Consider the following 18,807-nt stretch of genomic DNA (forward strand, 5'->3'; position numbering starts at 1 on the left):
AAGCCATAGATGATAAGATCACTAAACCTGCGGTTATGATTGAAAAAACCAAACAATCAACAGAAGAGAAACAGCTGAAAGATCAACACCATCATCTACACCCTTTCTCAGATCCTGCCGGATTGAAAAAAGACGGTGTCCGGGTCATTGAATCTGCCGAAGGTGTCTACCTCCGGGATAGTGATGGTAATCGTATTCTCGACGGTATGGCTGGCCTGTGGTGCGTCAATCTCGGTTATGGGCGTCCTGAATTGGTTGAAGCCGCCTGCCACCAGATGAAAGAGCTGCCCTACTACAACACGTTTTTTAAAACCACGCACAATCCGGCGATCAAGCTGGCAGAAAAACTCTCTGAAATTACACCAAAACACATGAACCACGTTTTCTTCACCGGCTCTGGTTCAGAATGTAATGACACTGTGTTGCGTATGGCGCGCCACTACTGGGCCAGTAAAAATCAACCGGAAAAACAGATCTTTATCAGTCGCGAAAATGCCTACCACGGCTCTACCGTTGCCGGTGCCAGTCTCGGCGGTATGAAACCCATGCACAAGCAGGGTGGTCTACCTATTCCTGGTATTGTTCATATTCAACAACCTTACTGGTACGGAGAAGGTGGTGACCTTTGCCCGGAAGCCTTCGGCCTGAAAGCGGCACAATCACTGGAAGAAAAAATTCTGGAACTGGGTGAAGACAACGTTGCCGCATTTATTGCCGAGCCAATACAAGGCGCCGGTGGTGTGATTGTACCTCCAGAAACCTATTGGCCAGAAATTAAACGTATCCTGAATAAATACGACATTCTTCTGGTTGTCGATGAAGTCATTTGCGGCTTTGGACGAACCGGTGAATGGTTTGGCAGTGATTACTACGGTTTACAGCCTGATATGATGCCCATGGCCAAAGGGATGTCCTCTGGCTATCTGCCCATTGGTGGCGTGATGGTCAGTGACCGCGTTGTCGAAGTACTCGAAGCTGGTGGTGATTTCAACCATGGCTTTACCTATTCCGGCCATCCAACCGCAGCAGCGGTCGCCCTTGAGAACATTCGAATTCTTCAAGAGGAAAAGATTGTCGAGAAAGCCAAAACAACAGTCGGCCCCTATCTGCAAAAACGCTGGGCAGAATTGGCAAACCACCCTCTGGTGGGTGAAACCCGAGGCGTTGGTATGGTTGCCGCTTTGGAAATAACCAATAACAAAGAGGCCAGAACCCGCTTTGATGACAATGGTACCGCCGGAACGGTTTGCCGGGATTTCTGCTTCAAGAATGGTTTGGTGATGCGTGCTGTAGGCGACACCATGATTATTTCTCCACCTCTGGTCATCAGCCATGCAGAAATTGATGAGCTAGTGACCAAAGCCCGCAAATGCCTTGATCTGACGATGGAGTATTTCAACGCAGCAGTGTAAGCCGTTCAAAACTTAATCAATACAGTAGAAAAGGCGTCACTGTGTTGATATTGTCCCTGAGCGTTTAACCACTAACACCACTTACAACAACAAGAAAAAAGGACCTCTTATGATCCGACATTTGGGTAAGTCTCTTATTGCTGCCAGCATTGGCTGCACCATAGCGCTGTCGCCTGCGACCATGGCCAGTGAAAAGACGCTGAACATCTATAACTGGTCTGACTATATAGCCGAAGACACCATTGCCAATTTTGAAGCCGAGACCGGTATCGATGTTCGTTATGATGTCTTTGACAGTAACGAAGTACTGGAAGCCAAACTGCTTTCTGGTAAGACAGGTTATGATATTGTTGTACCATCTGCGTCGTTTATGGCCAAACAGATTCAGGCCGGCGTCTTCAAAGAACTGGACAAAAACAAACTGCCCGATTGGAAACATCTGGACTCCGAAATCATGGGCGTTGTTTCAAGCTTTGATCAGGACAACAAACACGCCTACCCTTACCTGTGGGGAACCACTGGTATCGGTTACAATCCAAACTTAGTTGAAAAATATCTAGGCAATGCGGCACCACTCGATAGCTGGGCACTGGTATTTGACGAAGATAATATCAGCAAACTGAGCCAATGTGGCGTTGCCTTCCTGAATGCCCCCACCGAAGTATTTCCTGCGGCACTGAATTATCTTGGCCTTGATCCAAACTCCACGGATAAAAGCGATTACAACAAAGCTGCGGCACTGTTGAAAAAAGTACGCCCCCATGTGACTTACTTCCACTCATCTCGATACATTTCTGACCTCGCTAATGGTGATATATGCGTAGCCATTGGCTGGTCCGGAGATGTGCTGCAAGCGAGTGACCGTGCTTATGAGGCTGACAATGGAGTAGTGGTTGAGTACAGCATTCCCAAAGAGGGAGCAGGTATGTGGTTTGATATGCTCGCCATCCCCAAAGATGCAGAAAACATTGATGAAGCTTACGCCTTCCTGAACTACCTTCTAAAGCCTGAGGTGATGGCAGAAATCAGTAACTACGTCGCTTATGCCAGCGCAAATAAAACATCTGAAACACTGATTGATGAAGAAATCCTGTCCAACACCGGCATCTACCCAACTGAAGTAGCCAAGAAAAATCTCTATGTGTTTGAGGTACTGCCTCAGAAAGTTAATCGAATGGTTAACCGCTCATTCACTAAGATCACGACAGGACAATAAAACAGGTGCCCATAAATGAAATGGGCTTATCACTGACTCCCGGGAGTTGAGTCTTCAGGATGAACGAGAGTCAGTGAGTCAAAAAACAAAAATAATAAAAGGTGTATATCCATGTCCACCCCTGACAGTTCAAAAGACCAACCCATTCTTCAAATCCAGAGTGTCTCAAAACAGTTTGATGATTCACTGGTGGTGGATCATGTCTCTCTGGATATCCCCAAAGGAGAAATCTTTGCACTGTTAGGCGCATCCGGTTCCGGAAAGTCCACATTACTGCGAATGCTGGCGGGTTTTGAAAAACCGACCTCTGGACGAATTATTCTCAACGGGCAGGACATTACCCATCTACCGCCCTACGAACGGCCAATCAACATGATGTTCCAGTCATACGCCCTGTTCCCACACATGACCGTAGAACAAAACATCGCCTATGGCCTGAAGCAGGACAAACTGCCCAAAGAAACCATAGGACAGAAAGTGCATGAAATGTTGCAACTGGTAGACATGAGTCAATTTGCCAGACGCAAACCCCATCAACTGTCCGGTGGTCAACGACAACGTGTTGCCCTGGCTCGCAGCCTTGCCAAACAACCAAAACTTCTGCTGCTCGATGAACCCATGGGCGCTCTGGACAAAAAACTCCGCACCCGCATGCAGTTGGAATTGGTGGATATTATTGAAAAAGTAGGCGTTACCTGTCTGATGGTGACCCACGACCAGGAAGAAGCCATGACCATGGCGCATCGCATTGCCATTATGGACGCTGGCTGGATTGTTCAGGTGGGCAGCCCCACCGATATCTATGAAACACCCAACAGCAGAATGGCGGCTGAATTTATCGGCTCTATCAATATGTTTAAAGGTCGAATCACTCAGGATGAGGCAGACCATGTGGTTATTGAATCACACCTGCTGAATGCGCCTGTTCGTATTGGTCATGGTATTGCTACCGCTTTGGAAAACCCGGATATCTGGGTCGCTGTTCGACCGGAAAAAACCCGTGTTACCCGGGAAAAACCAGCCACTGACAATAACTGGTCCTCAGGGACAATAGACGACATTGCCTACCTTGGAACCCACTCGGTGTATTACGTCAAACTGGATTCCGGAAAAATTATTCAGGCCAATATGGCCAATATTGAACGGCATGGTGATCGCCCTACCTGGAATGATCCGGTTTACGTGAGCTGGGAAGAATCCAGCCCAGTCGTACTGAACAGTTGAGGGGGGTTGGCAATGAATACAATAAAACGACTTCTTCCCGGCAGAAAGGCTTTAATCGCCACACCCTATCTCTGGCTGCTGCTCTTTTTCCTGGTGCCTTTTGCCATTGTATTAAAGATCAGTTTTGTCGAAATGATCATCGCTATTCCACCCTACACCAGTCTGGTGGAGTTCGCCGATGAAACCCTCAATATCAGTTTAAACCTTGGGAACTACATCTTTCTGATAGAAGATGATATGTACCTGAATGCCTACCTTAGCTCCGTTCAGATCGCCTTTAACTCTACAGTATTCTGTCTATTACTGGGATACCCCATGGCTTACGCGATGGCGCGAGCACCTCAACATATGCAGACGACACTGCTACTGTTAGTGCTTCTGCCTTCGTGGACCTCATTCCTGATTAGAATCTATGCGTGGATGGGCATTCTTAAAAACAACGGCTTAATTAATAACGCACTGATGTTTCTGGGAGTCATTGATGATCCGCTACTGATCATGAATACAAACATCGCCGTTTATATCGGCATTGTTTATGCCTATCTGCCCTTTATGGTACTGCCTCTATATGCCAACCTAGTGAAACACGACCACTCGTTACTGGAAGCTTCGGCCGACCTGGGATCACGTCCGTGGAAAACCTTTTTGACCGTTACATTGCCTTTGTCCAAATCCGGTGTGATTGCCGGTTCTATGCTGGTATTTATTCCCGCTGTCGGCGAATTTGTGATTCCTGAGTTACTGGGAGGGCCAGACACCCTGATGATTGGCCGGGTTCTCTGGCAGGAATTCTTTAACAACCGGGATTGGCCCGTAGCCTCTGCACTGGCCATGGTGATGTTGATGCTTCTGATTGTTCCCATGGCTCTGTTTCACCACTACCAATCCAAAGAACTTACTGTTGATGAAGTGGGGGAACGGTCATGAGTAGCCACAGGAATAAACGATTCACTTTTTCCAACAGTCTGTTGATTATCGGGTTATTATTTCTTTACCTGCCCATGATCATCATGATTATTTACTCCTTTAACGAATCCAGACTGGTCACGGTATGGGCTGGCTTTTCAACCAAATGGTACGGAGAGCTTTTTGCCGACACTCAACTATTACAAGCCATTGGTATGAGCCTTGAAATTGCCTTCTGGAGTTCTTGCATGGCGGTTGTACTCGGTACGATGGCCGCCTTTGTGATGACCCGCTATCGCCGCTTTCGAGGAAAAACGGCCTTCTCCAGTATGATCACAGCACCACTGGTAATGCCCGACGTGATCACCGGCCTTTCTCTACTTTTGCTATTTGTTGCCATGGCAAACACCATTGGCTGGCCAGCAGAACGTGGCATGCTCACCATTTGGATTGCCCATGTTACGTTCTGTGCTGCTTATGCGACAGTCGTCATTTCATCACGACTTAGGGAAGTGGATCGTTCTATCGAAGAAGCGGCGATGGATCTTGGTGCAACGCCGTTTAAAACCTTTTTCCAGATCACTTTGCCCGGTATTGCACCGGCCCTTGCTGCCGGCTGGCTACTGTCATTTACCTTATCCCTGGATGACCTGGTCATTGCCAGTTTTGTTTCCGGACCTGGGGCCACCACACTGCCAATGGTGGTATTCTCATCAGTGCGTCTTGGGATTTCACCCAAAATCAATGCTCTGGCAACGCTGATTATGCTGGCCGTTTCATTCGCAGCCTTTATCACCTGGTGGTACATGCGGAGACAGGAAGCACGGCGGCGGCAAATGCTGCAGATGAGTGGTAATGACTCAGAACCTATGGGTAACAGCCATTATACACCGCCAGATTCTTACAACTGTCGTCGTATAAAATCCACTATGCATATTAAATCGAGTGATGCTGTCAATGCCTGAGCAACAAGCAGTTGACTTTGTTTGTGACTTAACCTGCGCAGCACTGGCCAATCAACCATGCTCACTGCAAAATCAAAGATACTGTATAGAATTAATACTGATTTTTCGCTATAAATGATCGAAGCGATTTGCTCTCATGGAGGATTGGATTTGGATGTAGGATCACGGTTGAAGTCCATACGGATTATGCACAACCTCTCTCAACGGGAACTTGCCAAACGCGCTGGCGTGACGAACAGCACTATCTCGATGATTGAGAAGAACAGTGTCAGTCCGTCTGTTAGCTCTTTGAAAAAGGTGCTCAGTGGTATCCCAATGTCGCTGGTTACCTTTTTTTCTCTGGATGCAGATGATCAAGAGAGTGAACCTGTCGTCTTTCGTAATAGTGAAGCAGTCCCTATGGAGATGGACAACATTCTGATCAACGTTATTGGCCTGAACAAACCAAACAGGGGATTCTCCTTTATGGATGAGCTTTATCCCCCAGAATCCGATACCGGATCCGATATGCTTTGTCATGATGGCGAAGAAGCAGGTATTGTCATTGAAGGCACCTTAGAGTTGACTGTTGGCAATGATGTCTATCAGCTAAACCCGGGGGATAGCTATTATTTTGATAGTACTAAACCTCATCGATTCAGAAATCTGTCTAAAGTTAATAACTGCCGTTTAATCAGTTGCACTACTCCTGCCAATTTTTAGTAAAATCAAGCGCACTGCTTTTTCTCGTCGCCAGTTAGAGATAAGAGCAGGAGCATTCAATCAAAATTAGATTATCACAATACAAAACCTTTCCAACCGATTGCATAAAAAATAATTAATAGCAATTAAATTTTATTTGTCAAAACAATAAATCAATCTATCTTCAGCAGATATGTTGATAGCTTATCAAAAATTTCAGTAGCTGTTAACTGTAATTAAAAAACCAATTAAACAACGTTCGCTATCAGGTAAACACTGCAGCATAAGTGAATGCTTTATATAAATTATATTTAGGATATATTATGGATCCCACGTTCTTACTAAATGCAGTTCCACTGAACATTCATCCCCCCTCGAATAACGACACCCCGACATCCCTGCGGTCTGGCACAGGCACTTCACATGGCCGGGATGTTCGACCCATTGCCTTATCAAACACCCCTGAAATAAATAGTGGCTCAGCATCGGGAACGCCAGATCATCCACACGCTACCAGTTCATTCCTTCAGTCCCCGAACAGTCAATTCTCTACAAAATTGGCTCAAGCCGAAATTCGTTCATTACTGGGATCTTCAGGTTTGAATTCCAGCTCGACCGCCAGACTACAAGCGTCCGATCCAGAAAGTGGAAACCCGTCATCACAAACGGTAGTACAAGAGGAACAGTCTGATACTTCGGTAGTGCAGGCACAAAATCGAAATTTTAGGTTAGGGGGGGCTTTAGTGCCTTTTGGGATATCACAAATATGTATAGGAGTCTTTGACTATCTATATCATGTTGATGAAGACCATGTTGATGATGAAGACCATGCTGGTGAAGGTCATGCTGAAGAAGGCCATGGTGATGAAGACCATGCTAACAACGAAGTGGTGTTTCGACAGTTGCGCCAGGCGGGGCATATATTTGAAGGATCGTGTAATGTGCTATCCGGTACGGCCAGAATACTTACTGGATTCTTCCCTAATCACTCCGCACAATGCAAAAAGGTATCTAATGTACTGCAAACTGTGAGTAGTGCGGGAACCGGATTGGCGGCAATCGCTGACGGTCTGCATGGAGACTTTGTTCATGCAGGGCTTCATGCGTCTCAATTCGTATCTAATGTTATAACAGCAGTACCACCTCTTTTTACCAATCACAAAGGTTTAAACGCAGTTTTACAAACAACGGGTAGCGCATTTGAAGCATGCGCCTCCTTTGCCTTAGGTTTGGTAGGAGGGGGGCCTTTCTATATGGCAGAAGGTGCATTCAATGCTGTGATGGCTCAAGAATATGCTCTCGACTATCGGGTTGATGCCGCGAAAGAGAAAAAACAAAATTAATATACTGCAAGCTGTGAGTAGTGAGGGAACTCTCATGACGGCAATCGCTGACGGTCTGCATGGCGACATGGTTCATGCAGCGCTTCATGCGACTCAATTAGCATCTAATATTGCAACAAAAGTGCCACCTTTTTTTACCAATCTTAGAGGCGTGCAAACGTACTGACACAATAATTGGGTCAATGACTCAGTCGGTTAAACCTGAAGAAATACTTTTTTTCAATGTTTAACCTTGATAGTACTCGGTTCAATCGAAAAACGGATAAATGACCTCCGGCAAAGCTGAACTTGAATCCGTAACTTCAGAAGGTGCCTGCATCCCCAAAGACCGTGCGCCCAGCTGAGCGCTGCTTAACTCCTGTTCAAAAAACGACCGCGTGTCTTTTCTGGAGTTATTAAATGTTTTGCCCCGCACATAGGTAAAAAATATTAATTTGTTAAATTAAAAAACATCTCTATCTTTAAATACTAAGGGAAGTGGAAGGGAAGATAATACCATCGTCATCTCCGCGAAGGCGGATATCCACTGTCGTTGTGGGTTCCCGCCTTCGCGAGAATGACGGGGTGCTGGTATTTTTTTAAATACCACTTCCCTAACCTAAGTAGTGCCTGAACGAAAACTACGTAATCCCAACTCTCCCATGGTCTAAGGGTAAAAACTTAACCACGAAGTTTTGTAGGAAATCGAAGATTGCTCATTTTGAAAATTTTCCAGCCCTTGGGAACTCTACATATAACGAATAAGCATTAAGAAACTTCGATGGTTATATGGACTCTTGAAGCCTTTGATACCAAGGCGAAAGGTACTTTCCGGCTAAGCACTAAGTAGTTGTGCAAATGGAATCGTATTTTCTGAGTGAGTGGTTATTTACTATGCAAGGTACAGCATCCGGAGCATAGCCGTAGCTATGCGACCAGAGTTGTAACGCGGCAGAGTGACTGACCGCCTACTCAGAAAATACGATTCCATTTGGTCAACTACTTAACAACAAAATAGCTTTAATTACTCATAATGCATTTAATCCCAACAAATACTCGGAGCAATAATGTCAGCGGTTAGACATGGAGATACAATTAATAAGCCAATTTGCTTTACCAGCAGCAATCTGCACGACCCTCAATCGGCTCACAGTTCTGAGGGCCGACTTATTACAATTGCTAAACCGACAGGTAATCTATTAGTTAATAATAATAAACAACTGTCATCAAAAAAAATCGAAATAACCTCATGCACTATAGCCATTGAAAATGCCCCCGAAACACTCCATAAAGATTTCCATTCATTAGAAGAACCTTTAAATGTAAACACTGATAGTGCAACTCCTGATAGTGCAACTCCTGATAGTGCAACTCCTGATAGTGCAACTCAGAAATTACTGTATTCAGAGATGGTTAACACCTCTCAACCACCGGACTCATCTTTATCAATGTTAACCAACGACATAGATTCCCTAGAGAAAGGTGAGGTCACAGCTATTAAAGTCGAGATGGACGACCAGCTACCGACAGTAAACTTTGTTTCAGCACCCTCTCTCAAGTCAGGTAATCACTCTCAATCATCTTCTGAAATGTCTGACTCAAGTAATCAACTTAAAGAGCTCGATGTTTTGCAAGAAGAAAGAAAAAAAGCACAAAGTATAGGTAGTGTAAAAGGAATCAGATATTTATGGCTGAGTACCAAGGCGCTATACAAGACGAAGCATAGCAGTAGCGATGTGATCGGAGCTGCAACGCAGGATGCAGGAGGTAGAGCAACGCAGAAGCAAGTGGCCGAGAGTGGCTGTCCACTTAGTCAGAAAATATGATTCCATTTGGTCAACTACTTAGACCTAAACGAAAACGTTAAGCCTGACAAACAATGGATCCATGCAGTCTTTAATTTAATTGAACAGAGTTATGCCCCCCGGCAAGTGGGGGCTGAAAACTGCATAGAAAACCTCTTAACTCACCAAAATCGTATTCACGATGGATACAAACTTCGCACCTTTTTAATCCAGGCCAACGATTAATACAACCCACAGCTCGCTTGAATCCGTTCAAGTCGGCTCGCGTTAGAATTTACATTATCATAATCAACCAGAATTATTTCCTTTACCTTCCAGCAGGGGTAAGGGTTATTCTTATGCTCAAGAAGCTGTTCACAATCTTTCTGCGAGCTGCAAACGATGACAAAAGATATATCTGAATCTCTGGAGCATAACCCATGTCCATCCGGGAAACCGAACTCAAACTGCAAGGCCTGCGCTGTGCGGGTTGTGTGAGTAAAGTCGAAAAGGCTCTGTTTGCTGTTTATGGTGTCAGCGAAGCCCGTGTCAACCTGACAGACAGAACGGCATTAGTGACTGGAACCGCCAGCACTGAAGAGTTGATCAATGCGATTGAAACCATTGGTTTTGGTGCTGAGCTGCCTTCAGTTCAATCCAACTCTGCCACAATTTCCATTCCCGGCATGAACTGCGCTTCCTGTGTCGGAAAGATTGAAAAAGCACTGCTGAACATTACTGGTATCTCAGCATCCGTTAACCTTGCAGATAAAACGGTGACAGCTGAAACCAATGATGCCAGCTCGATTCAGCTTTACACTCAACAAATACTTGAGCAACTGGAAAACGTCGGTTACCCCGGTGTCGTTCTCGATTTGGGTGAAGCCTCCTATGAACAGCAAGAAGCCGATGATAAACGACGCTATCACTATCTGCTAAAACACACTTGGATTGCCCTTGGATTGGGTGTGCCTTTGATGGTCTGGGGCATGATCACCGGAGAAATGAGTGTTAATAACACTCAGCAGCAACTGGCCTGGGGCGTGGTTGGAATACTGACTGGATGGATTCTTGTGGTTTCCGGCGGTCACTTCTTTACCGGTATGTGGCAATCCCTTAAGCACCGCAGCGCGAATATGGACACCCTGGTAGCAACAGGAACAGGGGCAGCATGGCTTTATTCAATGATGGTCGTATTGTTCCCTCAATGGCTACCAGAATCCGCCCGTCACGTTTACTTTGAAGCCTCAGCCATGATTATTGGTTTGATCAATCTGGGGCATGCCCTTGAACTCCGTGCCCGGGGGAAAACCAGTGAAGCGGTTAAACGATTGCTTGGGCTTCAGGCAAAAACCGCCCGGGTTGTTCGTCATGGACAAGATCTGGACATTCCTGTCAGTGACGTTCAAAAAGGCGACATCGTGCGAGTTCGCCCCGGCGAAAAAATCCCTGTGGATGGCTGCGTAACAGAAGGTGAAAGTTATCTGGACGAGTCCATGCTCACCGGTGAACCAATACCTGTAGCAAAGTCCGTGGGTGACACGATCAGTGCCGGTACCATCAATAAGAATGGCTCTTTGCTCTTCACTGCAGAGAAGGTGGGCAGTGAAACCGCGCTGGCGCAAATCATCGCTATGGTGAAAAAAGCACAAAGCGCCAAAATGCCCATTGCCCGATTGGCGGACAAAATTTCCAGCATCTTTGTGCCTGCGGTGATCTTGATTGCACTGTTTGCAGCAAGTATCTGGTTCTTCTTTGGTCCTGAACCCAGAATTGCTCATATGTTGGTGGTGACGACCACCGTCTTGATTATTGCCTGCCCCTGCGCCCTTGGTTTGGCTACGCCTATGTCGGTCATGGTGGGTGTTGGTAAAGCAGCGGAGCTGGGGATACTGATTCGTAAAGGCGATGCACTGCAACAGGCCAGCAAATTAACGACACTGGTTTTAGATAAAACAGGCACCATTACAGAAGGTCGCCCTACCGTTACCCAAATCATTACTCATGAGTCATTTACCGAAGCACGACTACTGACGCTTGCAGCCAGTCTGGAACAGGCATCAGAACACCCTCTGGCAGAAGCCATTGTAGAGTCCGGAAAACAACAGGCCAGTGAACTGAGTGCTGTAAAAAACTTTCAGGCCATTCCCGGGCATGGTGTTTCCGGCCAGGTAGATACCCATAATCTTTTACTGGGTAATGCCAAACTCATGGCTGATAGCCACATTGATACCTCAGTGTTTGAATCCCAAAGTGTCAAGCTGGCAGAACAAGGTCAAACCCCGATGTACTTTGCTGTGAATCAACAACTGGCAGGTATTATTTCGGTATCTGACCCTATTCGTTCCGATTCCAAAACGGCTATACAACGACTTAAACAGCTTGGTATCAAGGTAGTCATGTTGACTGGGGATAATAAACTCACCGCACAAGCCATAGCAAAACAGGCTGATATTGATGAGTTTTTTGCAGAAGTGCTCCCCGGTGATAAAGCAGATCATGTACAACAACTGCAGCACCAAAAACACACGGTCGGAATGGCCGGTGATGGCATCAATGATGCCCCTGCCCTGGCTCAAGCGGATGTCGGGTTTGCAGTGGGTTCGGGCACTGATGTTGCCATTGAGTCGGCAGATATTACGTTAATGGGCTCTTCGCTGCATGGCGTTGCGGATGCCATTGAACTTTCAAGAGCCACGTTGCGCAATATCAAGCAGAATCTGTTTGGAGCATTTATTTATAATTCTCTAGGTATTCCTGTGGCTGCTGGCATTTTATTTCCGTTAACAGGGATGTTGCTGAATCCGGTAATTGCCGGTGGGGCGATGGCGTTATCTTCTGTCACTGTTGTATCCAACGCAAACAGGCTGAGATTTTTCAAACCATCCGGTAAACGTTGATGTACGCATAAAGACCGGCTAAACCGGCAACGTAACAACCACCTCCAACCCGCCTTCTTCGTGATTGCGGAGTTGGAGGTTACCACCATGAATACTCACCAGATGTCGTGCCGTTACCAACCCAAGACCATGCCCTTCCGGGTTGCGTTTATAACCAAACTCCAAACGCTGATAAGGCTTAAAGGTGGAAATATCCACCCCGGCGGGCAGGCCAGGCCCACTATCCCTGATGGTAATAATAATCTGGTCGTCTTCACGCTTTATATAAACATTGACCGGAGAGCCATAAACGATTCCGTTGCCTATTAGATTTTCCAGACACCGCTTTAAAGCCAGAGGTTTGCCCGTTACTTCGTATATCCCATGATTATTTTCACCGTTTGGATGAAAGGGCGTATGCAGCCAGGCTCGCTGGCCGACCGACTGAGCAGCAAGGGTAATCTCATTCAACAACCGATCTAAATCCACCACTTCCGCATTTTCATGAATATCCGTATCACTGACCACCTGAAGCGCAGATTTCACCATGATCTCTAACTGTTCCAGATCTTTGATAAATGGATCACGAACATTGTCATCATCCATTAGCTCAGCACGCAGCCGGAGTCGGGTAATCGGGGTTTTTAAATCATGAGAAATGCCCGAGAATAGTTGCTTCCGATCATTCATATAATGTCGGATATTTTTCTGCATATGGTTAAAGGCACGTGCCGTACGTTCATATTCAAGGCAGCCCTGCTCCGAAACGGTGACCGGCTCCAACCCTTCACCAAAAGCCTTGGCCGCACTGGAAAGCGCTTCAAAAGGCCGAACCATAAAGTAAATAGCCATGGTCGCAAAAGCCAATAGTGTTAACATCCAGGCCATATAGGATGTCTGTAGCGGTGCGGGAGAAAGTTCTTCAGCCAATATGGATGAATCCGGCATCAATGTCGCCAAATAGAGCCACTCTCCGGTTTCAAGCTTCAGCTGAATCACCAGTACTGGTAAATCCAACGGATCAACCATCAAGCTTTCTTTACCCCAGTTGTCGGGTAAATCTTTCAGGTATGTCTGATTGTTAATCACTTTTAATGTTTCTGGTCGGGAGAATGCCACTTTCGGTTGACCAAAAATATGTTTATCACTACCTAATACAGCTTTGAAAACATTCACCACCGTCTGTTGAGCCTGAGAGTTTTGATAGGGTGAAAGCTGAATAAAATCGGAATTCAACGTAATAAAATATCGGGCACCGCCCATGTATCGCAGTTGATTAATGGTGACCTTGCGAATTTCTGCTGGCTGCGTCACAAAATAATCAATGGTTGCCAGCATCCGCAACGCCACATTGGTGGAGACTTTTGCCAGAGCCTGCTGACGGTCACTCTCCATTTCTTTTTCCCAAAGATAATTCACCAACAGCTGAGAGGTGAAAATCAAGGCAAACATAACCACCAAAAACCGACCCGCCAGAGTACTGGGAGAATAGATATTGATCTTGCTGATTAAAGCATGCCAACTGTTTTTGATCTTGCCAGTCATAAATTATTGATACGCCGTCACCGGCTCATGGGTGTGCTCAGTAAAGTGGACATCTGTCGCCAAAATGTAGCCGGAACCACGAACCGTTTTGATAATCTCTGGTGACTTTGCATCTTCCCCTAAACAATGTCTCAATCTGCTGATATGTACATCAATAAAACGATCCAATGGGTCAGAATTTCTTTTTCGTGTTTCTGCCGCAATATATTCCCGACTCAATACTTTGCCTGCGTTGTTAATAAACAACATCAGCAAGTTATAGTCAGCGCCTGAAAACGACAATGGTTTTCCATCGGCACTGTATAAAGCCCGGGTAACCGTATCGAGACAGAGACCATGAAACCAGCAGTATCTTAAAGAGGGCTTAACCATTGGTTCAACAGGTTCACTACGACGGAAAATCGCTTTGATGCGGGCTAACAGTTCCCTTGGGTTAAAAGGCTTGGCAAGGTAATCATCAGCGCCAATTTCAAGACCAATTATCCGATCCATTTCATCCGACACTGCCGTCAACATAATCACCGGAACTTTGGAAAAAGTACGCAGGGTACGACACACTTCGAAGCCATCCATACCGGGCATCATAATATCCAGAACCACCATGGAACGGAGCGCTTCATCTGGTGACAGGCTTTGAAACCGATTGAGAAAGAACTCTCCATCGTCACAAGCCTCAACACAGAAGCCATGCTTTGACAGGTACTCTGCAATCAACTGACGAATACCGTCATCGTCATCCACAACAAAAATCCGGTGTGCTCCCATGCCCCCTCCTGTACTTTCTTCATCCTGATTATTTCAGTCAATAGAAAGTGGATAAATGACGTCTGGCAATAATCAGACGCTTTATCATAGTTATTTTAAGATTTTGTTACACTTCGTTGATCTCTCTTACCCTAACATCCATTTTCATTTGATAGCATTAGTTGACGCAAAAGTACCAAATATAAAATTCACATAAAAGAGAGCAACAAAGATGAAAAAAACTACCATGTTTGCTGCCATAATGGCAGCTATGACCTTTGGCGGTACTGCGAACGCCAGCACAACTCTGGGTGTTACTGTCTACAAATACGACGATAACTTCATGGCTACCGTCAGAAGAGCCATCGAAGCGGAAGCTGGTAAAGTAGAAGACGTTCGTCTTCTTATGAACGATTCGCAGAACGACCAATCCAAGCAGAACGATCAGGTCGACGTAATGCTGGCCAAGGGTGTTGATGCTCTGGCCATCAATCTTGTTGACCCTGCCGCCGCGCCGGTCATTATCCAGAAAGCAAAACTGGATAACGTGCCTATCGTTTTCTACAACAAAGAACCAACCGCGGACGCCCTGGCCAGTTACGAGCACGCTTACTATGTTGGCACAGACTCCAAAGAGTCCGGCATTATCCAGGGTGAGCTGATCAGTGAGCACTGGATTCAAAACCCTGCATGGGACTTGAACGGCGATGGCAAAATCCAGTATGTACTGCTTAAAGGTGAGCCAGGCCATCCAGACGCTGAAGCCAGAACTTCCTACGTTATCTCCACTATGAACGACAAGGGATATGAGACAGAAGCTCTGCACCTCGATACCGCCATGTGGGATACCGCCATGGCTAAAGACAAGGTTGACGCCTGGATCTCTGGCCCTAACGCTGAAAAAATCGAAGTAGTCATCGCCAACAACGATGCCATGGCCATGGGCGCCATCGAATCTCTGAAGGCTGCTGATAAGTCTTCCATTCCGGTTTTCGGTGTAGACGCGCTGACCGAAGCACTGGCTCTGATCAAAAATGGCCAGATGCAAGGTACCGTTCTGAACGATGCCAACAATCAGGCTAAAGCGGCTTTCGAACTGGCGAATAACCTGGCCAACGGCAAGGCTGCCGGCGAAGGTACCAACTGGAATATTGAAAACAAAGTTGTTCGTGTTCCTTACGTTGGTGTTGATAGTAGCGACCTGTAAATCGCTATGATAAATCAGGGTTAGGGAAGTGGCATTGTAGAAAGTACCAGTCATCCGTCATTCCCGCGCAGGCGGGAATCCATTACGAGCCGTGGATCCCCGCCTGCGCGGGGATGACGATGGTATATTTTTAACTGCAGCTTCCCTTAAGTATAGTTAACCCTGATTTTTACAACGCCTCTCTTTCTCGTTTTAAGAGCAGTTGGTGGAAACTATACATTCCACCGGGTGTTCTGTGTCTCTAAAAGTCAGAAAGCTATGGAAACCAGCACCCAGAATGATTGGCTTCTGGAAATGAACGACGTCAGTAAGTCGTTTCCCGGAGTAAAAGCCCTGGACAGGGTTAATTTAAAAGTCCGACCCCATTCCGTCCATGCCTTAATGGGAGAAAACGGTGCGGGGAAATCGACCTTATTAAAATGCCTGTTTGGTATTTATGAAAAAGACGAAGGCAGTATTTATTTTCAAGGTCAGCCTGTTGAATTTGAATCTTCAAAAGAAGCATTGGATCACGGTGTCTCCATGGTTCATCAGGAGTTAAACCAAGTATTGCAATCCAGTGTGATGGATAACGTCTGGTTAGGTCGGTATCCAAAGAAAAATGGCTTTATTGATCACAAAGCCATGTACGATGAAACCAAACAGATATTTGAAGAACTGGATATTGATGTAGACCCAAAAGATAAAGTCGCGGATCTCTCCGTTTCCAAACGACAGATGGTAGAAATTGCCAAGGCATTTTCCTACAACGCCAAGATCGTCATTATGGACGAACCGACATCGTCACTGTCGGAAAAAGAAGTCCGCCACCTGTTCACCATTATTCGAAAACTAAAAGACCGTGGCTGTGGCATTGTTTATATCTCTCACAAAATGGATGAGATCTTTGCCGTCTGCGACGATATCACGATCCTCCGGGATGGCCAGTGGGTAACCACACGACCACTGGAAGGGCTGGATATGGATCAGATCATCAGCTTGATGGTCGGCCGTGAGCTGACACAGCGCTTCCCGCCACGAGATAATGAGCCAAAAGAAGTGATCCTTGAAGTCAGTAACCTGACTGCCAAGAATCAACCTTCCATTCAGGATGTCAGTTTTGATCTCAGAAAAGGAGAAGTTCTGGGTATTGCCGGCCTTGTGGGCGCTCGAAGAACCGATGTCGTTGAAACCATTTTTGGAATCCGTGATAAAAGCAGTGGTTCCATCACGCTCCACGGCAAAGAGTTGGCGAACAAAGATGCCTATGAAGCCATTCACAACGGCTTTTCACTAGTCACCGAAGAGCGTCGTGCAACTGGCATCTATTCAACACTGGACATCACCTTTAATTCACTGATCGCCAACATTGAAAAATACAAAGGCAAATCCGGACTGCTCAGCAGTAAATCCATGGGGGATGACACTCAGTGGGTGATCAACTCCATGAAAGTGAAAACCCCGGGGCATAAAACCCGAATCGGCTCACTGTCTGGTGGTAATCAACAGAAAGTGGTTATTGGTCGATGGCTGCTGACTCAACCAGAAATCCTGATGCTTGATGAGCCCACTCGAGGCATCGATGTTGGCGCCAAGTTTGAGATTTACCAACTGATACTGGATCTCGCTAAAAAAGATAAAGGCATCATTATGATCTCCTCAGAAATGCCAGAGCTGCTCGGTGTCACCGACCGAATCATGGTGATGAGTAATGGTCGTGTTGCCGGCATTGTTAATACCAAAGACACCACCCAGCACGAAATCCTTGAGCTGGCTGCGAAGTATTTGTAACCAATTTTGATTTTAAATTTTAGTTTAAATAAAGAGGGGGGAGGACTGCCATGAGCAACGCCAGCAGTCTTACAGCGGGAAAACAATTTAATGTCCTGCGTTTGATTAAAGAAGGTGGCATTTATGCTGTACTTCTGATTCTTCTTGCTGTGATCATTATTCAGGAACCGTCGTTTGTTAGCCTGAGAAACATCAGCAACATACTTACTCAGTCGTCTGTACGAATCATTATTGCACTGGGTGTTGCCAGTTTGATTGTCACTCAGGGTACTGACTTATCGGCTGGTCGTCAGGTGGGTTTGGCAGCGGTTATTTCTGCAACCCTGTTACAAGCGCTGGAAAACGTCAATAAAGTATTCCCTGAAATAGGCCCAATGCCGATTCCGGCGGTGATTCTTATTGTCTGCGCCATCGGTGCCATTATTGGTATGGTAAACGGCATTGTGGTGGCCTACCTGAAGGTAACGCCATTTATTGCCACCATGGGCTCCATGATTATCGTGTATGGGCTTAACTCCCTCTATTACGATTATGTAGGCGCATCACCGGTCGCTGGTTTTGCGCCTCAGTTCTCAGAATTTACCCAGGGATTTATAAGGCTTGGTGATTTCAGGCTGTCGTATATTACTTTTTATGCAGCCATTGCCACGGTATTCAGCTGGATTCTCTGGAACAAAACCGTCTTTGGTAAAAACATTTTTGCCATCGGTGGCAACCCGGAAGCGGCGAAAGTCTCTGGTGTTAACGTGCCTCTTACTCTGCTGAAAGTCTATGCGTTGTCTGGCGTCTTCTATGCCTTTGCCGGTCTGCTGGAAGCGGGACGTATCGGTTCAGCCACCAACAACCTCGGTTTCCTCTACGAGTTGGATGCCATTGCCGCCTGTGTGGTGGGTGGTGTTTCCTTCGCAGGTGGTGTGGGTAGCATTAAGGGCGTAGTCACCGGAGTACTGATCTTCACCATTATCAACTATGGTATGACCTACATCGGTATCAACCCATACTGGCAGTTCATTATTAAAGGCGGAATTATTATCTTCGCTGTGGCATTGGACTCAATGAAGTACGCTGATAAGAAGTAATGCCAATCCCTGCGCTGGCATATACCAGTGCAGGGTTGAACCATTTCATGATGCCTGTGTCTTACATTACTGT

14 protein-coding genes are annotated in these 18,807 nt (G+C 46.2%); 12 read left to right on the plus strand and 2 right to left on the minus strand.

Going from position 1 to position 18,807, the window contains the following annotated elements:
• Positions 1-35 precede the first annotated feature (35 nt).
• From AKL11_RS17530 to AKL11_RS17570, 9 genes are all read left to right on the plus strand, one after another.
• Positions 36-1,412: an aspartate aminotransferase family protein gene (locus AKL11_RS17530; protein ID WP_067520527.1), complete on the plus strand. Its 1,377-nt coding sequence runs from the start codon at positions 36-38 to the stop codon at positions 1,410-1,412.
• A gap of 109 nt (positions 1,413-1,521) precedes the next feature.
• Positions 1,522-2,628 (plus strand): polyamine ABC transporter substrate-binding protein, encoded by a 1,107-nt coding sequence (locus AKL11_RS17535; RefSeq protein WP_067519929.1) that lies wholly within the window; start codon positions 1,522-1,524, stop codon positions 2,626-2,628.
• 111 nt (positions 2,629-2,739) lie between these two features.
• Entirely contained in the window at positions 2,740-3,852 is a 1,113-nt protein-coding gene (locus AKL11_RS17540) for an ABC transporter ATP-binding protein (protein WP_067519931.1), read from the plus strand.
• 12 nt (positions 3,853-3,864) lie between these two features.
• On the plus strand, positions 3,865-4,779 hold the full coding sequence (locus AKL11_RS17545; RefSeq protein WP_067519933.1) for an ABC transporter permease subunit: 915 nt from the start codon (positions 3,865-3,867) through the stop codon (positions 4,777-4,779).
• The gene (locus AKL11_RS17550) at positions 4,776-5,723 is read left to right on the plus strand and encodes an ABC transporter permease subunit (RefSeq protein WP_067519934.1); all 948 of its coding nucleotides are present in this window, start codon (positions 4,776-4,778) and stop codon (positions 5,721-5,723) included. Before AKL11_RS17545 ends, AKL11_RS17550 begins: the two co-directional genes overlap by 4 nt.
• A 150-nt stretch (positions 5,724-5,873) precedes the next feature.
• Positions 5,874-6,425, plus strand: a complete 552-nt coding sequence (locus AKL11_RS17555) for a cupin domain-containing protein (protein ID WP_067520532.1) — start codon at positions 5,874-5,876, stop codon at positions 6,423-6,425.
• A 302-nt stretch (positions 6,426-6,727) separates the two neighbouring features.
• Positions 6,728-7,747 (plus strand): hypothetical protein, encoded by a 1,020-nt coding sequence (locus tag AKL11_RS25265; RefSeq protein ID WP_157673640.1) that lies wholly within the window; start codon positions 6,728-6,730, stop codon positions 7,745-7,747.
• A 1,046-nt stretch (positions 7,748-8,793) separates the two neighbouring features.
• Positions 8,794-9,552: a hypothetical protein gene (locus AKL11_RS17565; RefSeq protein WP_067519938.1), complete on the plus strand. Its 759-nt coding sequence runs from the start codon at positions 8,794-8,796 to the stop codon at positions 9,550-9,552.
• A 398-nt stretch (positions 9,553-9,950) separates the two neighbouring features.
• Positions 9,951-12,410 (plus strand): heavy metal translocating P-type ATPase, encoded by a 2,460-nt coding sequence (locus AKL11_RS17570; protein ID WP_095210479.1) that lies wholly within the window; start codon positions 9,951-9,953, stop codon positions 12,408-12,410.
• 18 nt (positions 12,411-12,428) lie between these two features.
• Here AKL11_RS17570 and AKL11_RS17575 read toward each other — a convergent pair whose 3' ends face one another.
• Together AKL11_RS17575 and AKL11_RS17580 are read right to left on the minus strand one after the other, a co-directional pair.
• The gene (locus tag AKL11_RS17575) at positions 12,429-13,934 is read right to left on the minus strand and encodes an ATP-binding protein (protein ID WP_067519940.1); all 1,506 of its coding nucleotides are present in this window, start codon (positions 13,932-13,934) and stop codon (positions 12,429-12,431) included.
• Between the two features lie 3 nt (positions 13,935-13,937).
• A complete protein-coding gene (locus tag AKL11_RS17580; RefSeq protein WP_067519942.1) occupies positions 13,938-14,699 on the minus strand; it encodes a response regulator transcription factor in 762 nt (253 codons plus the stop codon).
• Positions 14,700-14,910: 211 nt separating this feature from the next.
• Between AKL11_RS17580 and mglB the strand changes: the two genes are divergently transcribed.
• The 3 genes from mglB to mglC all read left to right on the plus strand — a co-directional run bounded on the left by mglB (position 14,911) and on the right by mglC (position 18,734).
• Positions 14,911-15,885 (plus strand): galactose/glucose ABC transporter substrate-binding protein MglB, encoded by a 975-nt coding sequence (gene mglB / locus AKL11_RS17585; protein WP_067519943.1) that lies wholly within the window; start codon positions 14,911-14,913, stop codon positions 15,883-15,885.
• 258 nt (positions 15,886-16,143) lie between these two features.
• On the plus strand, positions 16,144-17,655 hold the full coding sequence (gene mglA / locus AKL11_RS17590; protein ID WP_067519944.1) for a galactose/methyl galactoside ABC transporter ATP-binding protein MglA: 1,512 nt from the start codon (positions 16,144-16,146) through the stop codon (positions 17,653-17,655).
• A gap of 50 nt (positions 17,656-17,705) precedes the next feature.
• Complete coding sequence (mglC, locus tag AKL11_RS17595; RefSeq protein ID WP_067519945.1) at positions 17,706-18,734, plus strand: galactose/methyl galactoside ABC transporter permease MglC; 1,029 nt, start codon at positions 17,706-17,708, stop codon at positions 18,732-18,734.
• Positions 18,735-18,807: the final 73 nt, after the last annotated feature.

Source organism: Endozoicomonas ascidiicola (assembly GCF_001646945.1).
In the GTDB taxonomy this organism is placed as follows: Bacteria; Pseudomonadota; Gammaproteobacteria; order Pseudomonadales; family Endozoicomonadaceae; genus Endozoicomonas; species Endozoicomonas ascidiicola.